18 protein-coding genes are annotated in these 24,619 nt (G+C 65.5%); 10 read left to right on the forward strand and 8 right to left on the reverse strand.

Features of this window, described 5'->3' with window-relative positions:
* Positions 1-120: 120 nt before the first annotated feature.
* Positions 121-750 (forward strand): LysE family translocator, encoded by a 630-nt coding sequence (locus ACPJXG_RS09760; protein ID WP_034754929.1) that lies wholly within the window; start codon positions 121-123, stop codon positions 748-750.
* Here the strand turns inward: ACPJXG_RS09760 and ACPJXG_RS09765 are convergent.
* Together ACPJXG_RS09765 and ACPJXG_RS09770 are read right to left on the reverse strand one after the other, a co-directional pair.
* A complete protein-coding gene (locus tag ACPJXG_RS09765) occupies positions 713-1,441 on the reverse strand; it encodes a YceI family protein (RefSeq protein WP_425254090.1) in 729 nt (242 codons plus the stop codon). The two genes, ACPJXG_RS09760 and ACPJXG_RS09765, sit on opposite strands and share 38 nt — an antisense overlap.
* A 538-nt stretch (positions 1,442-1,979) precedes the next feature.
* Complete coding sequence (locus ACPJXG_RS09770; protein ID WP_425254091.1) at positions 1,980-4,685, reverse strand: M1 family metallopeptidase; 2,706 nt, start codon at positions 4,683-4,685, stop codon at positions 1,980-1,982.
* Positions 4,686-4,938: 253 nt separating this feature from the next.
* Between ACPJXG_RS09770 and ACPJXG_RS09775 the strand changes: the two genes are divergently transcribed.
* Positions 4,939-5,562 carry a glutathione S-transferase family protein gene (locus tag ACPJXG_RS09775; RefSeq protein ID WP_425254092.1) on the forward strand — a complete coding sequence of 208 codons (624 nt, stop codon included), beginning with the start codon at positions 4,939-4,941 and terminating at the stop codon, positions 5,560-5,562.
* Between the two features lie 150 nt (positions 5,563-5,712).
* Here the strand turns inward: ACPJXG_RS09775 and ACPJXG_RS09780 are convergent, their stop codons facing one another.
* The 4 genes from ACPJXG_RS09780 to ACPJXG_RS09795 all read right to left on the reverse strand — a co-directional run bounded on the left by ACPJXG_RS09780 (position 5,713) and on the right by ACPJXG_RS09795 (position 9,809).
* Positions 5,713-7,821: a prolyl oligopeptidase family serine peptidase gene (locus tag ACPJXG_RS09780; RefSeq protein WP_425254093.1), complete on the reverse strand. Its 2,109-nt coding sequence runs from the start codon at positions 7,819-7,821 to the stop codon at positions 5,713-5,715.
* 178 nt (positions 7,822-7,999) lie between these two features.
* Positions 8,000-8,659, reverse strand: a complete 660-nt coding sequence (locus ACPJXG_RS09785) for a hypothetical protein (RefSeq protein WP_425254094.1) — start codon at positions 8,657-8,659, stop codon at positions 8,000-8,002.
* Positions 8,652-9,287: a DUF4304 domain-containing protein gene (locus tag ACPJXG_RS09790; RefSeq protein ID WP_099400536.1), complete on the reverse strand. Its 636-nt coding sequence runs from the start codon at positions 9,285-9,287 to the stop codon at positions 8,652-8,654. The genes ACPJXG_RS09785 and ACPJXG_RS09790 overlap by 8 nt, the downstream gene beginning before the upstream one ends.
* 126 nt (positions 9,288-9,413) lie before the next feature.
* Entirely contained in the window at positions 9,414-9,809 is a 396-nt protein-coding gene (locus ACPJXG_RS09795) for a RidA family protein (RefSeq protein WP_425254728.1), read from the reverse strand.
* A 128-nt stretch (positions 9,810-9,937) separates the two neighbouring features.
* Between ACPJXG_RS09795 and ACPJXG_RS09800 the strand changes: the two genes are divergently transcribed.
* Positions 9,938-10,876: a LysR family transcriptional regulator gene (locus ACPJXG_RS09800; RefSeq protein WP_425254095.1), complete on the forward strand. Its 939-nt coding sequence runs from the start codon at positions 9,938-9,940 to the stop codon at positions 10,874-10,876.
* Here the strand turns inward: ACPJXG_RS09800 and ACPJXG_RS09805 are convergent.
* Positions 10,860-12,488 carry a CehA/McbA family metallohydrolase gene (locus ACPJXG_RS09805; protein WP_425254096.1) on the reverse strand — a complete coding sequence of 543 codons (1,629 nt, stop codon included), beginning with the start codon at positions 12,486-12,488 and terminating at the stop codon, positions 10,860-10,862. The two genes, ACPJXG_RS09800 and ACPJXG_RS09805, sit on opposite strands and share 17 nt — an antisense overlap.
* A gap of 408 nt (positions 12,489-12,896) precedes the next feature.
* Here ACPJXG_RS09805 and ACPJXG_RS09810 point away from each other — a divergent pair, with 408 nt between their 5' ends.
* From ACPJXG_RS09810 to ACPJXG_RS09840, 7 genes are all read left to right on the forward strand, one after another.
* Positions 12,897-14,207, forward strand: a complete 1,311-nt coding sequence (locus tag ACPJXG_RS09810; protein WP_425254097.1) for an MFS transporter — start codon at positions 12,897-12,899, stop codon at positions 14,205-14,207.
* 10 nt (positions 14,208-14,217) lie between these two features.
* A complete protein-coding gene (nirB, locus tag ACPJXG_RS09815; protein ID WP_425254098.1) occupies positions 14,218-16,770 on the forward strand; it encodes a nitrite reductase large subunit NirB in 2,553 nt (850 codons plus the stop codon).
* Between the two features lie 12 nt (positions 16,771-16,782).
* Complete coding sequence (nirD, locus tag ACPJXG_RS09820; protein ID WP_425254729.1) at positions 16,783-17,136, forward strand: nitrite reductase small subunit NirD; 354 nt, start codon at positions 16,783-16,785, stop codon at positions 17,134-17,136.
* The gene (locus ACPJXG_RS09825; RefSeq protein ID WP_425254099.1) at positions 17,133-18,359 is read left to right on the forward strand and encodes an NAD(P)/FAD-dependent oxidoreductase; all 1,227 of its coding nucleotides are present in this window, start codon (positions 17,133-17,135) and stop codon (positions 18,357-18,359) included. Before nirD ends, ACPJXG_RS09825 begins: the two co-directional genes overlap by 4 nt.
* 12 nt (positions 18,360-18,371) lie before the next feature.
* A complete protein-coding gene (locus ACPJXG_RS09830; protein WP_425254100.1) occupies positions 18,372-21,041 on the forward strand; it encodes a molybdopterin-dependent oxidoreductase in 2,670 nt (889 codons plus the stop codon).
* A gap of 62 nt (positions 21,042-21,103) precedes the next feature.
* A complete protein-coding gene (cysC, locus tag ACPJXG_RS09835) occupies positions 21,104-21,634 on the forward strand; it encodes an adenylyl-sulfate kinase (RefSeq protein ID WP_425254101.1) in 531 nt (176 codons plus the stop codon).
* On the forward strand, positions 21,631-23,634 hold the full coding sequence (locus ACPJXG_RS09840) for a diguanylate cyclase domain-containing protein (RefSeq protein WP_425254102.1): 2,004 nt from the start codon (positions 21,631-21,633) through the stop codon (positions 23,632-23,634). The genes cysC and ACPJXG_RS09840 overlap by 4 nt, the downstream gene beginning before the upstream one ends.
* Here the strand turns inward: ACPJXG_RS09840 and ACPJXG_RS09845 are convergent, their stop codons facing one another.
* A complete protein-coding gene (locus tag ACPJXG_RS09845) occupies positions 23,635-24,552 on the reverse strand; it encodes a pyridoxal-phosphate dependent enzyme (RefSeq protein WP_425254103.1) in 918 nt (305 codons plus the stop codon).
* Between the last annotated feature and the right edge of the window lie 67 nt (positions 24,553-24,619).

Consider the following 24,619-nt stretch of genomic DNA (forward strand, 5'->3'; position numbering starts at 1 on the left):
GCAACGCCGTTTGCTGTGGAGTACCCATTTTAATCGACTCTCGGTGACATACGGCAATTTCATGTCCTGCCGGCATGGCGTCCGCTCCGGTATCATGGCGCCTTTGCCCGCGAGATATTCATGCTCAGTCCCGACCAGTTCCTGGCCTTCCTGGCCGCCGCCGTTTTGATCACCGCCAGTCCCGGTCCCGACAACCTGATGGTGCTGGGCGTGGGCATGTCGCGCGGGCGCCGCCAGGGCATGGCGTTCGGCCTGGGCTGCGCCCTTGGCTGCCTCACGCACACGGTGCTGGCGACCATCGGCGTGTCGGCCCTGCTGGCCGCCTCGCCCACGGCATTTACGGCGCTGAAAGTGGCCGGCGGGCTATATCTGGTGTGGCTGGGCATCGGCGCCTTGCGTAGCCGCGGCGGCGCCAGAGTCGATGGCGCGGCGGCCTTGCCCGACGAATCCTTGCTGCGCCTGTTCGGCAAGGGATTGTTTGCCAACAGTATCAATCCGAAAGTCGTGCTGTTTTTCCTGTCGTTCCTGCCGCAGTTTATCGTCGCGGGCCAGGGCAATGCCAGCTGGCAGACGGCGCAGCTGGGCCTGGTCTTCACGGCGCAGGCTTGCGTGCTGTTCGGCCTGCTCGGCTACTTTTCCGGCGCCGTCGGCCTGTGGCTCAACCGCCGCCCGCGCGCCGGCCTGTGGCTCGACCGGGTGGCCGGCACGATTTTCATCGGCCTGGGCTTGCGCCTGATCCTGGCGCGCTGACCTCTTGCCGGGCGGTAATGCGAAAAGCCAGCTCCATCTGATCCTGCACGGCCATGGCGCCGCCCAGGACGGCGAAGGGCACGATGCCGAAGTCGCTCTGTTTTAATAGCAGGCTGCCGCTGGCCTGCAGGCGGCGGCCATCGACCGTTTGCTCGATGCGCACCGGCAGCCGTAGCGTGCGTGTCACGCCATGCAGGGTGATGTCGGCCTCGAACACCTCCTTGTCGCCCGTGCGCCGGGCGTCGATGCTCACCCACGGATAGCGTTCCGCCTCGAGCACGCGCACCAGCATGTTGTGGCGCGTGCCGGCGATGGCGTCGGCCGACGGCGCCGTCGTCAGGCCGGCCGCCTGGCGCAGGCTTGCTTCATCCACGCTCATTGCGTCGAGCCGGAAGCGGAACTGCGCGCGTCCCAGCGCGGGCGCCACCACGCCTTGCAGGCTGCGGCTGGCCACCACGTGGTCATGCCCGAGCCGCGCCAGCGCGCCGCCACGGCGCACGGTGATGGTCAGCAGCGATTCTTCGGGCGCGATGTGCAGCAGCTGCACGCCTTGTCGCTGCCACGCTGGCGCGGGCATGGCGGCAGGGGTAGCCGGCGTGGAAGCCGGGGCAGGGGCGGGCGGCAAGGGCGTGCAAGCGGCCAGCATGGCGCAGGCAAGCAGAAAAACGGTGCGAAGGTGCAGTCTGAACATGGGGCGGCAGGAACAAGGGCGATGGGGGAATGGTACGCGATCCACGCGGCGGCGCGCGCGCAATGTTAGAGCTACGTCATAAGGCGGTCATATGGCGCTGTTATGATGCTTTCGTTGGCACACAGCATGCGGTGCGCAAGTCACTACGTTCCGGGAGCGATAGGATGCAGGCATGACTCAACAGCTTAGCCGGTGAGCTCAACCATCGGCACCAGACAGGCTGGCGCAGCGTGAAATTGCTGCGATGGCAAGGCATGCGGGGTAAAAGCGGGAAAATACGGGGGCTTTAATGAAGTCCTAAGCCTGCCCGAGGGAAGGACTGGCATAGTGGATACATGGCGCACGGAAATCCCGGGCGCAAGGTTGCCGGACACCTCAATGACCGGCACGATTTCCACTTTTTCATGTGTTTTCCGTTTTATCCCTGCGCTCTGATACAGCGTTTCAACCGGCTACCGCACTTTGCGAAGCCGGTTTTTTTTTGCCTGCGATTTCTTCCTCCCGACGCCAGGCGCCGGGAGGTTGGTTTGCTCCCCTGTCAACCCGTTTGCTTCGCCAGCCACGCATCGACGGCAGGCAGGCGCTCGGCGCGCACCTTGATGCGGTACTTGATGCCGGCCACGGAACTGTCGGCGTCGCCGCGCGCGCCGGCCGGCAGGTTGGCCTGTGCATACGCTTCCAGCTTGGCGATCATGTCCGGCTGCGCCGAACCGGCCGCCAGGCGCGGGAAGTAGCGGCTGCGCGAGCTGGCGTCGATGCGCGCATTGACTTGCTCCAGGTGCGCCAGCGCGAAGTCGAAGGCCAGTTCCGGATGCGTGCGCGACACGCGCGAGATCATGGCGGGGCTGTTGGTCACGCCCGGTTCATCCGTCAACGCCAGCGCCAGTGCGCGCTGCGCCAGGGCCGCATCGTCGGTCGACGCCAGCAGGTCGTACAGCTGGTTCTTGACCAGCGGCGTCTTTTCCTGCTGCGCCTTGGCGTGCAGCTGCTCCCAGGTGGCGGCGTCCGCATGCTGGGCCACGACGCCCAGGATGGTGCGGCGCAGCGGCGCGGGCATGGCGGACGGATTTTGCTCACCTGCCTGTTCGCTGGCTGCGTAGCGGCGGCGCGCTTCCGCGATCACGCCCGGTTCGCCCATGTCGCCGAGGATGGCAATCAGACGCCCGCGCAGGGTTGCCACGCTCGACGCTTCGCCGGCGCGCGCTTCCCAGCCCGTCTGCGCCATCATCGGCGCCAGGCGCGCCATGGCGAAGCGGCCGAAAGCCTGCTGGCGCGCGGCATCGCCGGCGTACTGCTCATACAGGCTGTTCAGCGAAGCGGCCACCCGGCCCAGCACTTGCGGATCGGCCGACAGTGGCGTGGCTTTCACCAGTTCCAGGAAGCCGGCCGGGTCCTGCAAGCCCGCCATGCCCAGCGACTGGCTGTCTGCCAGCAAGCCCAGCTGGTCGATCGGCGCCAGGCGCGCGAAGCTGCCCGCCAGCGCGCGCGTGCCGGCTGGCGCGTACAGGGTGCGGTAGTAGCCGCTCTGGCCCGCGTTCACCAGCAGGGCGCCGCAACCGGGCACGTTCAGGGTCGCCTTGCCATCCTTGAGCACCACCTTGGCCAGCTTGCCGTTGCCGACCGTCGAGGCGATCACCGGCACTTTCCACGACAGCGGCTTCTTGTCCGGCTGATCCTTGGAAAACTCCGTCTGTGTCAAGGTCACGCGCGTACTGCCCTTGCTGCATACGGCGTCGCTCACGGTGATCATCGGCACGCCCGGCTGCAGGGTGAAATCATGGGCGATGGCGCTGACGGGCTTGCCGGCGGCCGCATCGACTTCGCGCCACAGGTCGTCCGACACCGTATTGCCGTACGCATGCTTGCGCATGTAGTTGCGCACGGCCGTGCGCCACGTGTCGGCGCCGACATACGCTTCGAGCATGCGGATCACCGCTTCGCCTTTTTGATAGGTGATGCCGTCGAAGGCCTGGCTGGCCTGTTCCACGGTGGCGATGCGCTGCACCACCGGGTGCGTGGTGCGCAGCGCATCCTGGCTCATGGCCGATTCGCGCCCGCCGACGTTGGACAGGGCCGTGTTCCACTCGGGGTGCAGACGCTCCGTCGTGCGGCTTTCCATCCACGACGCAAAGCCTTCGTTGAGCCACAGGTCGTCCCACCAGCGCATGGTGACCAGGTCGCCGAACCACTGGTGCGCCATTTCATGCGACAGGGTGGTGTAGATGTTTTCCTTGTCGGTCTGCGTCGAGATGGTCGGGTCGAGCAGCAGGCCGTATTCGAAGGTGAAGACGGCGCCCCAGTTTTCCATGGCGCCGAAGAACTGGCTGCGGCCCGGCGCGGCGATGTTGTCGAGCTTGGGCAGCGGGTAGCGCACGCCGAAATAATCGTTGTATTCGCGCAGCAGGGCGGCTGATTCGTCGAGCGCGAAGCGGCTTTGCGCCAGCGCGCCCTTCTTCGTGATGACGCCTATTTCCGTGCCGTCGCTCATGGCCGTGGCGCGCTCGAAGTCGCCCAGGCCGAAGAACAGCAGATACGTCGACATGCGCGGCGTGGTGGCGAAGCGCACGTGCTTGGTGCCATTGCCCAGGTCTTCGCTGCTGGCGACGGGCATGTTGCCGACGGCCATCTGGCTGCTCGGGACGATCACGTCCAGCGCGAAGGTGGCCTTGTAGTCCGGTTCATCCCACGACGGCAGCATGCTGCGCGCGTCCGAATTTTCGAACTGCGTGTACAGCGCGCGCTGGCGTCCTTGCGGCGTGTCGTAGTCGAGCGAGAACAGGCCCGTGGCCTGCGTGCCGATCTTGCCGCTGTAGTCGATGCGCAACAGGTACTCGCCCTTGGCCAGCGGCTGGGCGAAATGCACGGTGGCCGTCTGCTTGTCCGCATCGATATCGATCTTGCGCATCACCTGCTTGCTGCCGCCCGCGCCTTCGATGGCGGCGCCGGAAAACGCCAGGTTCAGGGCATTGAAGGTGATGCTGCTGGTCGGCGCGTCGACGGCGACCTTGATGGCGGCTGCGCCCTTGAAGGTCGAGGCGGCGGCATCCGGCGTGATCGACAGCGCATAGTGCAAGGGCGTGACGCCGCGCGGCAGCTGCGTGGTGGTGCCGAGGGCGTGGCTGGCCGAGGCGTATTTGGCGGCGGGGGCGGCGTGGCCCGTGGTAAAGGCGGTAACGGCGGTCAGTGCCAGGACGGCGGCGGCCAGTTGGCTGCGGCGGAAACGCGGAGTCGGTGTGCGATGCATGGTATGCCCTTCGTTCATGGGTAAAACGCCCGCCAGCCGGGTAGGCCGCGAGCGTGGATGGCGGTAGCGGGACATCGCTGAACTGACAGCCAGCGTTCCCGTACAGCAATCTAAGTGGAAACGGGGGCAAAGTCAACGCGCCAGAGATGCCGCACCATGGCGGTGCGCTGGTATGATGGGCGCCTGGCTGCATTGCCACAGGCTGGTGCCGCAGCCGATAGTCCAACACCATAACGAGACGAGACCCAAGCACATGAAACTGACCATCAGCCCCCGCACGCCCAATCCGCGCCGCGTCACCATGTTCATCGCCGAGAAGGGCATCACCGGCATCGAGGAAGTGGCGCTCGACCTGATGGCGGGCCAGCACCGCGATCCCGCCTTCCTGGCGAAAAACCCGCTGGGCCGCGTGCCGGTGCTGGAGTTGGCGGACGGGCGCGTGCTGACCGAGACGCGCGCCATCTGCACTTACCTGGAAGGCTTGCAGCCGCAACCGAACCTGATGGGCGAAGGCTTCGAGGAGCGCGCGTTTATCGAGATGGCCGACCGCCGCGTGGAACTGCATTTGTTCAGCGCCGCCGCCAACTGGGTGCGCCACGGCCATCCGGCCCTGGTGGCGCTGGAAAACCCGCAGTTTCCCGATTTCGCCACGGCGCAGGCGGGCAAGCTGCGCGAGACGGCGCTATGGCTGGACCAGGTGCTGGCGCAGCAGCCGTACATCGCCGGCGACCGGTTTACGATTGCCGACATCACGGCCTTCTGCGCGCTGGAATTCGCGCGCGGCCTGATGAAGTACCGGCCAGGCGCGGAAGGCTTGGCCAACCTGCAGGCCTATCGCGACCGCATCGCGGAACGCCCCAGCGCGCAGGCGAAGTAAGGATATTTTGGCACCGGCCCAAGTCAACAATGTTTGTCGGGTTACGCCCGGTGGGCTAACCCGACCTACGGCTTTGACGGCCGATATGCCGGGTAGGTCGGATTAGCGGGGCCGCCGAGGCGCGTGAGCGCGTAATCCGACACCACCACTTTACTTCAGCTGCTCCAGCAGGAAGGTGTAGGTCAGCGCCCACATCAGCGCCTGCTGGTCGTTGTTGGCCGCGCCCGCATGGCCGCCTTCCGTGTTTTCCCAGTACAGCACGTCGTGGCCTTGCTCTTCCATCTTCGCCACCATCTTGCGTGCATGGCCGGGGTGGACCCGGTCGTCACGCGTCGAGGTGGTAAACAGCACGCGCGGATATTTCTTGTCCTTGAAGACGTTCTGGTACGGCGAGTACTTGCTGATGTAGGCCCATTGCTCCGCCACGTCCGGGTCGCCGTATTCTCCCATCCACGAGGCGCCCGCCAGCATCTTGTTATAGCGGCGCATGTCAAGCAGCGGCACCTGGCTGACGACGGCGTTGAACAGGTCGGGACGCTGCACCAGCACGGCGCCCGTCAGCAGGCCGCCATTGCTGCCGCCCATGATGCCCAGGTGGCGCGGGCTGGTGACCTTGCGCTTGATCAGGTCTTGCGCCACCGAGATGAAATCGTCATACGCGCGCTGGCGGTTTTCCTTCAGCGCCGCCTGGTGCCAGCGGGGACCGAATTCGCCACCGCCGCGGATATTCGCCAGCACGTACACGCCGCCTTTTTCCAGCCACGCCACGCCCGTGGTGCCGCTGTAGCTCGGTTTCAGCGACACTTCGAAGCCGCCATAGCCATACAGCACGGTGGGGTTGCTGCCGTCGAACTTCGTTTTCTTGCCCATGATGGCGAAATACGGCACCTTGGTGCCATCCTTCGACGTCGATTCGAACTGCTCCACCTTGTATGGCGCCGCGTCGTAGTAGGCGGGCAGCGACTTGATTTTCGTGCGCTTGTCGCTTTGCGCCGTGGCCAGGTAGAGGGTGGTCGGGTTGAGGAAGTCGGTCACCGTCAGGAAGTACTGGTCCGATTCGACCGGGTCGAGCGCGCTGACGGCCAGGGTGCCCAGCTTCGGCGCATCGACGGCGCGGCGCTGCCACTTGCCGTTCACGTGGCGCAGTTCCGTCAGGCGGTTTTTCACTTTGTCCAGGGTGGTCACGAGGATGGCCGATTTCGTCGCCGTGACATTGTCCAGCGACGACGTGGCCGTGGGCGCGTACAGCACTTCCAGCGCCTGCTTGCCCTGCATGAATGCCTTGAAATCCGTGGCCAGCAAGGAGCCTTGCACATAGGTCTTGCCATTGACCTTCCAGTCCGAGCGCAGGGTGATGACCAGCTGGTCGCGCACGGTGAAGGCCGTGGAGTCGTCCGGTTTCGGCACTTTTTTCAATTCGGCGCCGTCGCGCAGGAACATTTCGCCGCTATAGAAATCGATTTGCCGCTCGATGAACTGGTGTTCGTGGCCGGGCGTGAAATCCTTGTAGGCGCCGGCGCTCAGGTCGTCGGGCTTGGCTTCATACAGCGTTTGCGCCTGCGCCAGCGGCGTGCCGCGCTGCCACTGCTTGATGATGCGCGGGTAGCCGGAGCTGGTCATCGAGCCGGGGCCGAAATCGGTGGAGACGAACAGGGTATCCTGGTCGATCCAGCTGGCGCTGCCTTTCGCTTCGGGCAGGGTGAAGCCGCCGTCGACAAAGGCGCGCTTGGCCACGTCGTATTCGCGCACCACCTTGGCGTCGCCGCCGCCGCGCGACAGGGAAATGAGGCAGCGTTCGCCCTTCGGATACAGGCAGGAGGCGCCGCCCCAGACCCAGTTTTCACTCTCGCCGGCGGCCAGCTGGTCGAGGTCGATCACGGTTTCCCAGGCGGGTTCGGCCAATTGATACTGCGCCAGGGTGGTGCGGCGCCAGATGCCGCGCACGTGCTGGGCATCGCGCCAGAAGTTGTAGTAAAACTCGCCTTCCTTGCTGACGTAGGGAATGCGTTCCTTCGAGTTGAGGATGGTCTTCAGGCGCGCCTGCAGGGCCGGGAAGCCGGGCTGGGCTTCCAGCTCTTTGGTGGCGACGGCGTTGTGTTGCCTGACCCAGGCCAGCGGCTTGTCGCCGAGGACTTCTTCCAGCCACAAATGGGGATCGGCCGGAGCAGCGGCGGCGGGGGAAGGAGCTTGCGCATGGGCAATGCCCGCTGCGGCCAGGCCGAGCAGCATGCTGCCGGCGAGAGTGCGATATGACGACATAGAGGGTTCCTGGTTGGTCCGATGGAGGCCGCGTTGCAGGCAAAACGGCGCATCCATGGTGCCATGGATTGCTGCGGGGAACCAGTGTCTATGAACGACTATTTTAAAAATAACATGTTTTTCAAATATTGTTTGCTGGAATAGAGTCAGGCCGCAGAATCTGCGGCGTGTTGCGCCCTCAAGGGGCGCCAGGCCCGAGCAATGCACTCACTGTGAGCCGCGTCCTGTCGACATCGCCGCCGTCAGGGTGATAAATCCACAATGTATCGTTGTCGCGGCTGTCGATGAACAGGATGCGGGTGGCTTCCTCGCCGATGGCCAGGCAAGCCGCCAGCTCGGCAGGACTGAATGGTGCCGCCTGCTTCGAAGCCGTTCCCGCCGCTTGCGCCAGGGCCAGCGCAAAGCCTGCCAGCTGCCGGACTGCCAGATACTTGGTTCCATCCACCTCGACGTCCTGACACAGCTGGTCCAGTCTGTACAGCGTGAAGTGATCTTCATCCGTGAAAATCGCCACATCGGAACGCGATTTTCCACTGCGCAGGTGCTCGAGATAGGCCAGGGGCAGGGCCACTTTTTCCCTTGCCAGCAATTTTTCCAGCTGCTTGCCGCTTTTCTTCGCTACCCGCGCGGCCTTCGGCGCGACGGCCTCGCAAGCCTGCGCTGTCCAGGCGACTGGATTGAACTGGAACATCCTTGCACATGCGGGGCAGTGCAGGAACATGAAGGTCATTTTTTTGGCGATGGCCGTTGTTAAAAACGCGCCATCCGCGGCATCCATTGCGCTGGGGGCGAAGCGGCGCCCGCAGTCGCCGTCGTAGGGGCACGTGATTTCAAGCATAGGCGTATTTCTCCATCCGCAAAGCGATCTCCTCTTTTTCTTGCGGATAAGATGCCTTGGGGTTTCTTTCCCAGTAGGCAATGCCTTCGTTCAAGGCCCACAAGGCTTGTTCCTGCTTGCCGGCCATCAGATAAAAATCGCAGGCTCTGGCATGCGAGTCATGCGCTTCGACCAGGGCCAGGGCGGCATTTTCCCAGTTGGAATGGTGGTCTAGCCAGGGAAGGGCCAACTCCAGCAGATTGTCCCGCAGGCAGGCCATGACTGTTGCCCGATGGGCCGGATCGACGAGCTGGTGTTCTTTGTCCTGTTTGCCATCGATGACAGGGAATTGCCAGTTTTTGATATTCCAGTCCGCCACCTCGCCAACGATATTGTTGACAGGTTCATAGCCGTAACGCGCCTTGTGCCAGCTTGTACAGGCTCTGGACGAGACCTGATAGTGGCTCCAGAATGCTGCGCAGACATCCTCTTCGTTATGGCGGTTGGCCTGGAAATGGATGGCCTGGACGAATTCGTCCTGTGCTCGCTTGAAGGTCAGCTGGCTAGGCGAGAACTTGAAGCCAGCTGCGCTCAGCGGCTCCAGCAAGTACGCTTCAATATTGGCGATGATCAGCGCTTTTGGTTTCATTCCATTTCCTGGCATGGGGCGGTTGCGCAATGTTGCCATAGATCAGTGCCAGCGCACCTTGCGGCGGGCAATCGTGCGAGCGAAAACCTGCCGCTATTTCTCCTGCGCGCCTCCGGACGCAGAGTGCTAGCCAGGCAGCTTTGCCACCACCTTGATCTCGAACTGGAAACCATACAGCCACGTCACGCCCACAGCCGTGACCGTCGGGTGCGGCGCCTGGCCCCAATACTCTGCCTGCACGACATCCCAGATGCGCTGGAAGTTAGCTTGCGGGTCGACGATAAAAATGGTCACGTCCTGCACGTCGTCGAAAGTGCAGCCGGCGGCTTGCAAGATGGCGTTCAGGTTGTCGAAGGCGCGCCGGACCTGGGCCTCGAGTCCGGGTTCGGGCGAGCCGTCTTCGCGGCTGCCGACCTGGCCGGAGACAAACAGCAGGCCGTTGGCGCGCACGGCGGGCGAATACCGGTTCTGTTCATACAGGGCTTGGCGGCCCGGAGGGAATACGACGTCGCGTTTCATCAGCTTTCCTTTGTTGATGCAGCGAAGTTGCTGCCTGGAGAACACTTTATCTGCTGCCGGCGTGCTGATAAAGCGGCCAGAATCATCTGCACTGTTTGTATAATCCAAACAATCGAATGACGGAGGTGCGGATGGGCAGGTTTGATGCGATGAAGGCGTTCGTGCGGGTGGTCGAGACGGGCAGTTTTACGCGGGCGGCCGCGACCTTGCACATGAGCCGCACCACGGTGACGCAGCTGGTGCAGCAGCTCGAGGCGCGGCTGCGCCTGAAACTGCTGAACCGCACCACGCGCAAGGTCAATGTGACGGCCGATGGCGCCGCCTACTACGAGCGCATCGTGCAGGTGCTCGATACCCTGGAAGAAATCGAAACGAGCTTGCCGCACGCCGCCGCTTTGCCGCGGGGCCAGTTGCGGGTGGACGTGCCCAGTCCGCTCGCCGCCTTGCTGCTGGTGCCGGCGCTGCCCACGTTTCATGCGCTGTATTCCGATATCGTGCTCGACATGGGCGCCAGCGACCGCATGGTCGACGTGATCGCCGACAATGTCGATTGCGTGATACGCGGCGGTGCCATCACCGACCAGTCGCTGATGGCGCGCAAGCTCGCCGACTTGCCGCTGGGCGTGTATGCGGCGCCGGCCTACCTGCAACGGGTGGGCACGCCTTTGCATCCGCTGGACTTGCAGGACAGCGCGCACCGCATCGTGCGCTTTCGCTGGGGACGCAGCGGCAACGGCAACGGCTTTCCCTACGTGATGCACCGCGAGGGCCAGAGCGTCAAGATCCATGGCCAGTACGTGCTGTCGATCGACGACGGCAACGCCTACCTGGCGGCCGGGGTGGCGGGGCTGGGCGTGCTGTGGCTGCCCGATTATATGGCGCGCGCGCACGTGGCCAGGGGCGAACTGCTGCCGCTGTTCCCGGCATGGACGGTCGATCCCATGCCGCTCTATCTTGCCTATCCGCCGAACCGCCATGTCAGCAAGAAACTGCGCGTCTTTATCGACTGGGTGGCCGAATTGATGGCCCAGCATGCCGCCCGCCCTGCCGCCATCACGGCAACTGATTGACCCACACGGGTGCCGACCAGACGATGTTGCCATCGTCTTGCGTCAGGCGCGCGTAATAGAAATGGGGGCCGGGCGCGGGCGTGACGGTGAGCTCGGCCTGGTCCGAGATGGGGGTAACGGAACCGTTGCCGCCCGGTACGCCGTGGAAGATGGCGACGTCGGCCGCTTGCCGTCCCGCGCTGTTGCTGAAATGGGTGGCCAGGCGCAGGGGGCCGTGGTTGTCGAAGCGCTCACCCATCAGCCTGCCATTCGCCGTGAACAGCAGTTGCGCGTGCTTGTCCATGGTGGCGTAGACGCGGCGCGCGCGCAGCGCGTCGAGGAAGCTGTCGCGTGAAACGGGCGTGCCGGCGGCCGGGCTGGCCACCAGCACGGCCGTGCGGTTGCCATACGACGCCCCCCAGTTGGCGCAGTGGTTGTCCTGGTTGCTGCTGAAAGCCACGTGGTAGCCGGCCGTCAGGGCCCGGTTGCAGGCCGCCTCGTAATTGCTGCGCCGGTTTTCCGTTTCCGCGTCATTCGTGGAAAACGCGGACGTGTTCATGACTTCGCACAGCACCATGGCCGCGTCGCCGTCCGGCGTGTAGCCGAGCGGCTGGCCGTTGACGAGAAACTGGCCCGCTGGCGCCGGGTGGTTGAACTGGCCGATCCAGCCCCGTTCGCGCATCAAGCGGTACAGGCCCGCGTAATCGCCCTTCGGCGTTTCCACGTCGGCCAGCAATTCGCCCAGGGCATTGCGTTCCCAGCCCAGCAATTGCTCGCTATTGAAAATGTTCAGGTGGCCGCCCTTGTTGATGACGCCCCATTCCATGCCGTACAGGGCCAGAAAGCCGGGGTGGGCGGCCGAATACGCGGCCGCTTCGGCCAGGCCCGTCTGGTACAGGGCTGTCGCTTCGGCGGCAGTGGCAGCGGCGTTGGTGCCGTCCGAGCCGTCGTACATGTGATTGTGCTCGGATGTCAGCAGGGCGTCGAGTCCGTGTTCTTGCGCATATTTATAGGCATCGATGGGGCCGAAGGGCGCCGTTTGCGGGTCTTGCGCGCTACGGCAGGCGTCGAGCGCCGCGCCGCCGTCGCTGTGGCGCGTCTGGCTGTGCAGGTTGGCGTAGACGATGCGGTAGGCGGGCTGGCCTTCCAGGCTGGGCAGTTGTTGCAGGCCGGCCTGGAAGGCGCTCACCTTGGGCGCCGTGCTGGCGCCCCGCCGCACCTGGATGGGCCATTGCTGTTCCACCTGCGCCTCCTGCGGCGTGCCCGCATCGGCCACGGCCAGCAAGCGCAATTGGTATAGGCCGTCGGGCGCCAGCACCCTGCGTTCGCGCGCATCGGCGTCGGCGCGGCCATCCCAGGGCAAGTTCACGCTTTTGCCGTCAGCCCCCACCTGTTCCGTGCCCGACCAGCGCCGCAGCACCGCGCCTTGCGGCCCCGGGCCGGACAGGGTCAGGCTCCAGCGCACGGCATGCGAGCGCCCCTCGTCGGGATAGGCTAGGCGCAGGACAAATGTGCGCGCCTGCGTGACCCGCTCGCCGCGCGCGGCGTGAAAGGGCGCGACGACGGTGGCATCGAGTTCGCTGTGTTCCTTCGGCTCTTGCGCGGCGGCAGTGTTGCTCCACGTGATGAGCAACAGCCCGGCGCACGCACAAGCCAGCCATGGCGGCCAAGGTGGCCTTAAGCGTCGTCGTCGCAGTGTCTTGACCATCGTGGCCTCCCGCTACTGCTTCAGATGTGGTTTAGACAAGAAATGCCACGTACTGGTTCCCGCATGCACCAGCAAGTGGCGTGCTTGCACCGTGATTGGCCATGATCTGGCGCAAACCTCGTATCGATAAGGGCGTTTGCCCGTGCGGCAAGCTGGCACGGCGCTTGCTACACAAGAGTTACGGATCAACGGCGATCCCCTGAATAAACGCACAACGGTCCAACGACGGACCACATGGACAACGGCGTCCGCCCAGGCTGATTTTTCATCGGCGGGGGCGGGCGCCGTTTTTGTTTGCATTTTTGTTATTTTCGGGATACTTCGGGAACCTATATGGCCAGCCAAAAAGCAACGCGCATCGCGCTCTTCTCCCTCGCCACGCCACCCATGCGCGCATTCCACCTGACGTGGATGGCATTCTTCGTGTGTTTCTTCGCCTGGTTCGCCTGCGCTCCCCTGATGCCGGTCATCAAGGGAGAGTTCGGCCTTTCCTTGGCGCAAGTGGCGAACATCAATATCGCGGCCGTCGCCATCACCATCCTCGTGCGCCTGATCGTCGGGCCCTTGTGCGACCGCTACGGCCCGCGCAAGACCTACACGGGCTTGCTGCTGCTGGGCGCCATTCCCGTGCTGGGCGTGGCCGCTTCGCAAAGCTATGAAAGCTTTCTGTTCTTCCGCCTGGGCATCGGCGCCGTCGGCGCCAGCTTTGTCATCACGCAATATCACACCTCCGTGATGTTCGCCCCGCGTGTTGTCGGCACGGCGAATGCGGCCGCCGCCGGCTGGGGCAATGCGGGCGGCGGTGCGGCGCAGGCGCTGATGCCGCTGCTGCTGGGTGCCGTGCTGATGCTGGGCGTGTCCGAATCGTTGGGCTGGCGCGTGGCCCTGCTGGTGCCGGGCGTGCTGATGCTGGTGATGGCCGTTCTCTACTGGCGCTATACGCAGGATTGCCCTGAAGGGAATTACTCGGACTTGCGCGCCGCCGGCGTGGCCATCGAAGGTGGCAAGGCCGGACATGCTCCGGCCGGCGGCTGGGACAGCTTCAAGGCGGCCAGTTCCAATTACCGCGTCTGGCTGCTGTTCGTCACCTACGGCGCCTGCTTCGGCATCGAAATCTTCATCCACAATATCGCCGCCGTGTACTACGTCGACCATTTCGGCCTGTCATTGAAATCGGCCGGCCTGGCCGCCGGCAGCTTCGGCTTGCTGGCCCTGTTTGCCCGCGCCTTGGGCGGCTGGATGTCGGATAAATTGGCCCTGCGCGGCAACCTGAACAGCCGCGTCACCCTGCTGTTCATGCTGATGATCGGCGAAGGCGTGGGCCTGCTGTGGTTTGCCAAGGTCGATAGCGTCACCTGGGCCGTCATCGCCATGCTGGTCTTCGGCCTGTTCACTCACATGGCGTGCGGCGCGACCTACGCGCTGGTGCCTTTCATCGACAGCAAGGCCCTGGGCGGCGTGGCCGGCATCATCGGCGCGGGCGGCAACGTGGGCGCCGTGGCGGCCGGTTTCCTGATGAAGGGCACGGGCGACATCCGCCAGACCCTGATCATCCTGAGCGCCCTGGTCGTGATCTCGGCCCTGGGCGCCATCGCCGTGCGCTTTACCCGTGCAGCGGCCGAACCGAACATGGCCGCGGCCTGAGGAGACAAGCATGAACCACCCCTTGAACATCGTCGTCCTTGGCCATGGCATGGTCGGACATAAATTCCTTGAACGGCTGGCGCTGGAAAACAATACGCGCCTGTCCGTGACGGTCTTGTGCGAAGAGCCGCGCCCCGCCTACGACAGGGTGCATTTGTCCGAATTTTTCAGCGGAAAATCGGCCGAGGACCTTTCCCTGGTGGCGCCCGGCTTTTTCGACAAGGGCAACGTTGTCCTGAAACTCAATGCGCGCGCCGTGTCCATCGACCGCGCGGCCAAAACCGTCACGGCCAGCACGGGTGAAGTGCTGGCCTACGACAAGCTGGTGTTCGCCACCGGCTCGACGCCGTTCGTGCCGCCGCTGCCGGGCAAGGATAGAGATGGCTGCTTCGTCTACCGCACCATCGAAGACCTGGAAGCCATGCTGGCCTGGGGTGGAAAGTCCAAAACGGGCGTGGTGATCGGCGGGGGATTGCTGGGCCTTGAATGCGCGAAAGCCTTGCGCGATTTGAAGCTCGATACCCACGTGGTGGAATTCGCGCCGCGCCTGATGGCCGTGCAGGTCGACGAGGGCGGCGCACGCGTCCTGCGCCGCAAGATCGAGGAACTGGGCGTGACCGTGCACACGCAAAAGAACACCCTGGCCATCGTCGATGGCGAGGCTGCCACGCACCGCATGCAGTTCGCCGACGGCAGCCACCTGGAAGCGGACATGATCGTCTTCTCGGCAGGCATCCGCCCGCGCGACGAACTGGCGCGCGCCTGCGGCCTGGAGGTGGGACCGCGCGGCGGCATCGCCATCGACGACAGCTGCGTCACGTCCGATCCCGATATCTATGCGATCGGTGAATGCGCGCTGTGGGGCGGCCTGGTCTTCGGCCTGGTGGCGCCCGGCTACGAAATGGCCCGCATCGCGGCGCGCCATGTGCTCCAGGAAGAGGGCGAAGCCTCGTTCAAGGGCGCCGACATGAGCACCAAGCTCAAACTGATGGGCGTGGACGTGGCCAGCCTGGGCGACCCGCACGGCAATGCGCCGGGCAGCCGCTCCTACCAGTTCATGGATGAACGCAAGCAGATCTACAAGAAAATCGTCGTCTCCGATTGCGGCAAATATCTGCTGGGCGGCGTGATGGTGGGCGACGCCAGCGAATATGGCACCTTGCTGCAGATGATGCTCAATAAAATCGAGCTGCCCGAATTCCCCGAATTTCTCATTCTGCCGCAGGCCGACGGCCAGCAAAAGGTGGGCCTGGGCGTGGACGCCTTGCCCGAGTCGGCGCAAATCTGCTCGTGCAACGACGTGTCGAAAGGCGCGCTGTGCGCGGCCGTCGCCGATGGCGCCACCACCATCGGCGCCCTGAAAAGCTGCACGAAAGCCGGCACCGCTTGCGGCGGCTGCGTGCCTTTGGTCACGCAGATCATGAAGGCGGAAATGCAGAAGCAGGGCCTGGCCGTCAACAACCACGTGTGCGAGCACTTTGCGTACTCGCGCCAGGAATTGCACCACCTGGTACGCGTGGGCAAAATCCGCAGCTTCGGCGCGCTGCTGTCCGCCCATGGCCAGGGTCTCGGTTGCGACGTGTGCAAGCCCGTGGCGGCGAATATCCTCGCTTCGTGCTGGAACGATTTCGTGCTGTCGCCCGTGCACGCCAGCCTGCAGGACAGTAACGATTACTTCCTCGGCAATATCCAGAAGGATGGCACGTACTCGGTGGTGCCGCGCATGCCGGGCGGCGAAGTGACGGCCGACGGCTTGATCGCCGTGGGCATGGTGGCGAAAAAATATGATCTCTACACGAAAATCACGGGCGGCCAGCGGGTCGACCTGTTCGGCGCAAGAGTCGACCAGTTGCCGGCCATCTGGGAAGAACTGATCGCGGCCGGTTTCGAGTCGGGCCACGCCTACGGCAAGTCGCTGCGCACGGTGAAATCGTGCGTCGGCTCCACCTGGTGCCGCTATGGCGTGGCCGACAGCGTGGGTTTTGCCATCCAGCTGGAAAACCGCTACAAGGGCTTGCGCACGCCGCACAAGATCAAGTTCGGCGTCTCCGGCTGCACGCGCGAATGCGCCGAGGCGCAGGGCAAGGACATCGGCCTGATCGCCACGGAAAAGGGCTGGAATTTGTACGTGTGTGGCAATGGCGGCATGAAGCCGCGCCATGCGGAACTGATCGCCTCTGACCTCGATGAAGCCACCCTGGTGCGCTATGTCGACCGCTTCCTGATGTTTTACGTGCGCACGGCCGACCGCCTGCAACGCACCAGCGTATGGCGCGACAACCTGGAAGGCGGTCTCGATTATCTCAAGCGCGTCATCATCGACGACAGCCTGGGCATGGCGGCGGAACTGGAAGCGGACATGCAGCACGTGGTCGACACCTACGCCTGCGAGTGGAAGGAAGCCGTGTCCAACCCCGCCGTGCGCCAGCGCTTCCGCCATTTCGTCAACAGCGAAAAAATGGACGAGAACGTGGTGTTCGTCGAAGAGCGGGGCCAGATCCGGCCCGCCACTGAAACTGAACGCCGCAGCACCGTGATCCCCATCCTTGCCGTGGAGGCGTGAAGCATGAACGCGATGAATGAACTTTCCGGCGCCAGCGCCGACAACTGGGTCGCCATCTGTCCCTTGGCTGACATCGTGCCCGACACGGGCGTGTGTGCGCTGCTGAATGGGCGCCACGTGGCCGTCTTCCGCGTCGGCGATGCCGCGCCGCGCGTGTACGCCATCGACAATGTCGACCCGAACGCGGGCGCTTCCGTGCTCTCGCGGGGCCTGGTCGGCAGCATCGGCGAGCGCGTCGTCGTGGCCTCGCCCATCTACAAGCAGCACTTCGACCTGGCCAGCGGCGAGTGCATCGAAGCGCCCGAGCATTCCGTCGCCGCCTGGCCCGCGCGCGTGTTTGCCGACATGGTGTGGGTGGCCGTATGAACACCGCCGCGCGGCCGTCTTTAGTCGTGGTTGGCAACGGCATGGCCGGCATGCGCACGGTCGAGGAACTGTTGAAACTCGCGCCGGACCTGTACGACATCACCGTATTCGGCGCCGAACCGCACGGTAATTACAACCGCATCCTGCTCTCCCCCGTGCTGGCCGGCGAAAAGTCGGTGGACGACATCATGCTGCACACGCGCGACTGGTATGCGCACAACGGCATCACCCTGCATGCGGGCGACCCCGTGGTGCGCATCGACCGCAAGGCGCGCACCGTGCAAGCGCTGTCCGGCATCACGGTTGCCTATGACCGCCTGCTGCTGGCCACCGGTTCCACGCCCTTCATCGTGCCCGTGCCAGGCCACGACCTGCCCGGCGTGATCGGTTTTCGCGACATCAGCGACGTCGACACCATGCTGCAGGCGGCGCGCACGCACCGCCACGCGGTGGTCATCGGCGGCGGCTTGCTGGGACTGGAAGCGGCCAACGGCTTGCAGCGCCAGGGCATGGACGTCACCGTCGTGCACATGAGCGGCGCCCTGATGAACCAGCAGCTCGATGCGCCCGCGTCGATGCTGCTGAAATCGGCGCTGGAAGCGCGCGGCCTGCGGTTTTTGATGCAGGCGCAAACGGCTGAAATTGTCGGCACCGACCGCGTGCAGGGCGTGCGCTTTGCCGATGGCACGTCGATCCCCGCCGACCTGGTGGTGATGACGGCCGGCGTGCGCCCCAACATCGCCCTGGCGCAAGCGGCCGGCTTGCACTGCGAACGGGCCATCGTCGTCGACGACTGCCTGCAAAGCTACGACCCGCGCGTGTACGCCGTGGGCGAATGCGTGCAGCACCGGCGCGCCACCTTCGGCCTGGTCGCGCCGATCTGGGAACAGGCGCGTGTGTGCGGCGCGCACCTGGCCGGCGCGGGCCACCGGCGCTATGTGCAGCAAGCCAGCGCCACCAAACTGAAAGTGACGGGCATCGACCTGTATTCGGCCGGCGACATCATCGGCGGCGAGGGCAGCGAAGACCTGGTGCTGCGCGATCCGCGCCGCGGCGTCTACAAGCGCCTGGTGGTGCAGGGCAGCCGCCTGGCTGGCGCCGTGCTGTATGGCGACGTGCAGGACGGTCCCTGGTATTTCGACCTGATCCAGCAGCGCCGCGACATCAGCAAGCTGCGCGCCCATTTATTGTTTGGCCAGGCGCTGTGCGCCCAGGCCGCCTGACAGGACCTCCCCATGACAAGCTGCACGCCCGTAAAAACCACTTGCCCGTATTGCGGCGTCGGCTGCGGCGTGGAAGCGACACGCCTGCTCGACGGCGCCATCCGCATCGCCGGCGACACCAACCATGCGGCCAACGAGGGCCGCCTGTGCGTGAAAGGCTCGGCCCTGGGCGACACCCTGGACCTCGACAACCGTTTGCTGCAGCCGCAGGTGCGCGTCGATGGCGTCCTGCGGCGCGCTTCCTGGGATGCCGCGCTGGACCAGGTGGCCGGCGGCCTGCGCGCCATCATCGATGAACATGGCCCCGACGCCGTCGCCCTGTACGTCTCGGGCCAGCTGCTGACGGAAGACTATTACGTCGCCAATAAATTCATGAAGGGCTATGTGGGCAGCGCGAATATCGACACCAATTCGCGCCTGTGCATGTCGTCGGCCGTGGCGGGCCACAAGCGCGCGTTCGGCGAGGATATCGTGCCGGGCTGCTATGAAGACCTGGAACTGGCGGACATGGTGGTGCTGGTGGGCTCGAACACGGCCTGGTGCCACCCGATCCTGTTCCAGCGCATCACGCGTATCAAGGAAAGCCGGCCGCACATGAAACTGGTGGTGATCGACCCGCGCCGCACGGCCACCTGCGAGCTGGCCGATTTGCATTTGCCCGTGAAACCGGGCACGGACGTATGGCTGTTCAACGGTTTGCTGTGCTATCTGGCGAAGGAGGGCGTGATCGCCGACGATTTCGTCACGCGGCACAGTTCGGGTCTCGACGAAGCGCTGGCGGCCGCCCACGTGGACTGCGGCGATCCCTTGCAGGTGGCGGCCATCTGCAAGGTCGACCCGCTTGCCTTGCTGGCGTTTTACCAGGCATTTGCCGCCACGCGCAAGGTCGTCACGGCCTTTTCGCAGGGCGTGAACCAGTCGTCTTCCGGCACGGACAAGGTCAACAGCATCATCAATTGTCATCTGGCGACGGGGCGCATCGGCCAGCCCGGCATGGGACCGTTTTCCCTCACGGGCCAGCCGAACGCCATGGGCGGGCGCGAAGTGGGCGGCCTGGCCAATATGCTGGCGGCGCACCTGGATCTCGAAAAACCGCTGCACCGCGAGGCCGTGCAAACCTTCTGGGACTCGCCGCGCATCGCCAGCCAGCCTGGCCTGAAGGCGGTCGACCTGTTCCACGCCATCGAGGCGGGTAAAGTGAAAGCTGTGTGGATCATCGCCACCAATCCGCTGGTCAGCATGCCGGACGCCGACCAGGTGCGCCGCGCGCTGGCCAAGTGCGAACTGGTGGTGGTGTCGGACATCAGCGCCGGGTCGGACACGAATGCGCATGCCGATGTGCTGCTGCCCGCGCTGGGCTGGGGCGAGAAGGATGGCACGGTGACCAATTCCGAGCGCCGCATCTCGCGTCAGCGGGCGTTTCTGCCGGCGCCCGGCGAAGCGCGCGCCGACTGGGACGTGCTGTGCGACGTGGCGCGCCGCATGGGGTATGCCGGCTTCGATTTCACGTCGCCGCAAGCCATCTTCGACGAACATGCGCGCCTGTCCGCCTTCCGCAACGGCGGGGACACAAAGCGCCTGTTCAATCTGGGCCACCTGGCCGGCCTGGATGCGGCGCGCTACGATGCCCTGGCGCCGCAGCAGTGGCCGCAGGACCAGGCGCGCCTGTTCGGCGACGGCCGCTTCGCGCATGCGGACGGCCGCGCGCGCTTCGTGCCGACGGCGCCGCGCGCGCCGAGGAACATGCCCGACGCAGACTATCCACTCATCCTCAATACAGGCCGGGTGCGCGACCAGTGGCACACGATGACGCGCACGGGCAAGGCGGCGAAACTGTCGGGCCACGTCGCCGAAGCATTCATCGATTTCCACCCGCAGGATGCGCTGCTGTACAGCGTGCGCGAAGGTGAGCTGGCGCGCATCACCAGCGCCTGGGGCGCGATGGTGGCGCGGGTCGTGCATGGCGGCGGTATCGCGCGCGGCCAGGTCTTCGTGCCGATCCACTGGAGCGACGCGAATGCGTCGGACGCGCGCGTGGGCGCCGTCGTCAACCCCGTCGTCGACCCCGTCTCGGGCGAACCGGAATTCAAGCATACGCCCGTGCGCATCGAGCAGTTCCGCGTGCACTGGCATGCGTTTGTGCTCAGCCGCACGCCCTTGAATCTGGACGGCGTGGCGCACTGGACGCGCATCCAGGGCGAGCAGTTCTTGCGCTACGAACTGGCCGGCCGCCAGCGTATCGAGGATCTGGGCGCCTGGGCGCGCGCGCTGCTCGGCGTCACGGACGACAATGCCGACTGGCTCGATTACGCGGACGCCAGCGCCGGCGTGTACCGCGCCGTGCACCTGGACGAGGGGCGCATCGCGCAATGCGTGTATGTCTCGCCGCGTCCCGACCTGCCGTCGCGCAGCTGGCTGGCGGGCCTGTTCGCGCACGCGCAAATGGATACGGCGGACCGCGCCGGCGTGCTGCTGGGCCAGCCCATCGGCAAGGGCATGGACGCCGGTCCCACCGTGTGTTCGTGCTTTGGCGTGGGGCGCAACACCATTTGCGCCGCCATTCAGGCGCAAAAACTGACGACGACGGCGCAGGTGACGGCCTGCGTCAAGGCGGGCGGCAATTGCGGCTCCTGCGTGCCCGAGATACGACAGTTGCTGCTGGAGGCGCGCAGCGCAGCCTGATAATCTGTCCTTTCCTGCGCGGCTTTGTTATATTGCCAGCTCTACAAAAGAGAGGCAGTGTGATGACAGCAGGACAACACCCCACGGTCTGGCTGACGGGCTTGAGCGGCGCCGGAAAATCCAGTATCGCCGAGGCGCTGGCGCGCCGGCTCAAGGCGCAGGGCCGCGCCGTGACGGTGCTCGACGGCGACCAGCTGCGCCATGGCTTGAACCGCGACCTCGGTTTTACGCCCGAAGACCGGCATGAAAACATCCGCCGCACGGCCGAAGTGGCGCGCCTGATGAACGGGGCGGGCCTGACCGTCATCGCCGCCTTCATCTCGCCCAGCCGCGCCGACCGGGCCATGGCCGCCGCCATCATCGGCGCGGCGCATTTCATCGAAGTCCACGTCAGCACGCCGCTGGCCGTGTGCGAGGCGCGCGACGTCAAGGGCCTGTACGCGAAGGCGCGCGCGGGGCAGATCGCCGAATTCACGGGCGTGTCGGCCCCCTATGAAGCGCCGCTGGCCGCCGCGCTGACCCTGGATACGGGCACCCTGGCGCTGGAAGAATCGGTCGAGCGCCTGTGCCGGCATTTGCAGCAGCGGCCGTGACGACCTGGCGCACATGGCTGCGCCGGCGCCTGCCCGCCAGTCTGAAGGCGCGCATGAGCGTGGTCGTCTTCCTGCTCGTGCTGGGCGCGGTGGCCTCGCTGGCGCTGGCCACCCTGGCCGTGGCCGAGCGCGGCATGCGCGACGTGACGGGGCGCCAGCAGTACGTCTCGCTGTCCAGCGCCGCCGTCTTCATCGATGAAGAACTCGACGCCAAGCGCAATGTGCTGCGCGCGATGGCAGACAGCCTGGCGGCCGGCGGCGCGCACGACGGCGCCAGCCTGCAGCGTTTCCTGGCCGCGCAAACGGTGCTGGGCAAGGAGTTTTATTCGGCCGGCGTGGTCGGCCTCGACGGCATCGTCCTGGCCAGCGTGAGTCCCTTCAAGCCGCAGGCGGGGCTGAACGTGAAGGGCCGTCCTTACTTTGAACAGACGCTGGCGACGCGGCGCTCGGTGATTTCCGCGCCGCTCAACGGCAGCATTTCCGGCATGCCCATCGTGGTGGTGACGCAGCCCGTGTTCGACGCGCAGGGCGGCGTGCGCTATGTGCTGGCGGCCAGCGTCAACTTGCGCCAGCCTGATTTCCTGGGCCGTCTCGGCGCCCTCAAGCCGGGTCCGGGCGGCTATCTGTACATCATGACCAGCGAAGGCGTCATCGTCGAGCATCCCGACAAGTCACGCATCATGCAGCATATCGAAGCTAATGGCCCCATCAGCGTGCCCACGCGGCGCGCCTTGCAGGGCTACGAGGGCTGGCTGACGGGTACCACCGCGCAAGGCGTCGACGCGCTGTTTGCCTATCACCGCATCGCCTCGACGGGCTGGATACTGGCGTCCGTGTATCCGATGCGCGACGCGTTCGCGCCGCTGCATGCCATCCGCAGCAAGATCCTGCTGGCCGCCGTGCTGCTGGCGGCGCTGGCGGGCCTGGCCGGCTGGCGCGTGGTGCTGCGCCTGTTGCAGCCATTGGCGCGCTTGCGCCACCAGGTGCATGAGATTCGCCGCCATCGCCTGGGGATCGACGTGCTGCAAATCGGGCGGCGCGACGAGATCGGCGACTTGAGCCGCGATTTCCATTCGCTGGTGGCCGAGCGTGAAATCGCCGAGGCGCAGACGCGCGACAGCGAGCGGCGTTTGAAACTGCTGACGGACCATGTGCCCGTGGTGATCGTCTACATCGACCGCGAGCACCGCTATCAGTTTATCAACGCGACGTTTGAAAAATGGTTCGGCAGGTCGCGGCAGGAAAGCATGATGCAGTCGATCCGCGAAGTGCTGGGCGAGGAAGCCTACCAGCTGCGCGAGGAGTACCTGCTGCGCGCCTTCGCGGGCGAGGAAGTCGAGTATGAATTCTCCATCGGCGGCGAGGGCGATGCCGGCCGGCGCGCCTTCCAGACCAGTTACGTGCCCGATGTGGGCGAGAGCGGCGCGGTGGAAGGCGTGTATGGCCTGATCCACGAAATCACCAAGACCAAGGCGGTGCACACGGCGCTGCAGTTCGCCGCCGCCACCGACACCCTGACGGGCATCGCCAACCGGCGCCGCTTCGACGAGCAACTGGCGCAAAGCATGCAGCGCACGCGTGCCGCGCGCGCGCCGATGGCGCTGGCCTATCTCGATATCGACCGCTTCAAGGCCATCAACGACAGCCTGGGGCACAAGGCGGGCGACGAGGTGCTGAAGGAATTCGCCGCGCGCCTGGTGCGCAGCGTGCGCGCCAGCGATCTGGTGGCGCGCCTGGCCGGCGATGAATTCGTGATCATTCTCGAAGGCGTGAACGGCGCGGCCGAAGTGCGCCAGGTCGGCGCCAAGATCATCGACGCCATCCGCCAGCCGTTCGCGCTGGCCAGCGGCCCGTTGCCGGTGACGACCAGCATCGGCATCGCCATCTTCCGCGAAGGCATGCTGACGCCGGCGCAGCTGCTGGACCTGGCCGACCAGGCCTTGTATGCGGCCAAGGGGCAGGGCCGCGATGGCGTGGCCCTGCTCGAGGCGGCACCCTAGCTACAGGGTGGCGCTCCAGTGGTCGAGCTGTTGCGTGGTGGCCGTCACGCCGCCGCAGACGATGACGAGCACATTGCGGTAGGGCGCCAGTGCCGGCGCCTTGCCGTAGACGGCGGCCAGCGCCGCGCCGCAGGCCGGCTCCACCACCAGGCGCTGGTCGGTGATGAAGCGTTGGCAGGCGTCGACGGCGGCCTGGTCCGACACCACCACGCTGTGCAGCAGGCGCGTCTGGCTGATGGCAAACGCCTGCGCGCACACCTGGCGCGCGGCCAGCGATGTGGCGATGCTCGTCACGGCCGGCAGGGCTACGTGTTCGCGTGCGGCCACGGCCGCCGCCAGCGAGGCCGCGCCTTGCGTTTCCACGGCCATGATGGCCACGTCATCCCAGCCGTTGCGCTGCAAGCCTTCGGCCACGCCGGCCAGCAGGCCGCCGCCGCCCACCGACAGCACCACGGCGTCCGGCTTCAGGCCCGCGCTGGCCACTTCATCGATCATGCCGGCGTGGCCCTGCCACAGCAGCGGATCGTCGAATGGGTGCAAAAAGGCGTCTTGCGGCGTGAGCATCGACTGCGCCAGCGCGTTCGCTTCCTGCCAGGCGGCGCCGTGCACGATGACTTCGGCGCCTTCCTGCGCGATCAGGGCCCTGGCCCGTTCGCTGGTCGTTTCAGGTACCACGACGATGACGGGAATGCCCAGCTGGCGTCCCGCATAGGCGACGGCGATGCCGGCATTGCCGCCGGAAGAGGAGATGAAACGGCTGGCGCCGCGCCGCGCGTATTCTTCGCAGGCGAGGCCGATGCCGCGGATCTTGAAGGAGCCGGGCGGCTGCAAGGCTTCGAGCTTGAGCCAGATGGCGCGTTCGCTGTGCAGGCTCAGGGCGCGCGAGTTGAGCAAGGGAGTTTCGATGTGCAGGGCCATGCGTGTTCCTGGTAAACAGTCAGGCCAGCATCATAGCCGAAGCGCCCGCGCCAGCGTGTCACCCTTG

This window comes from Janthinobacterium sp. NFX145, assembly GCF_049810325.1.
In the GTDB taxonomy this organism is placed as follows: Bacteria; Pseudomonadota; Gammaproteobacteria; order Burkholderiales; family Burkholderiaceae_D; genus Janthinobacterium; species Janthinobacterium rivuli.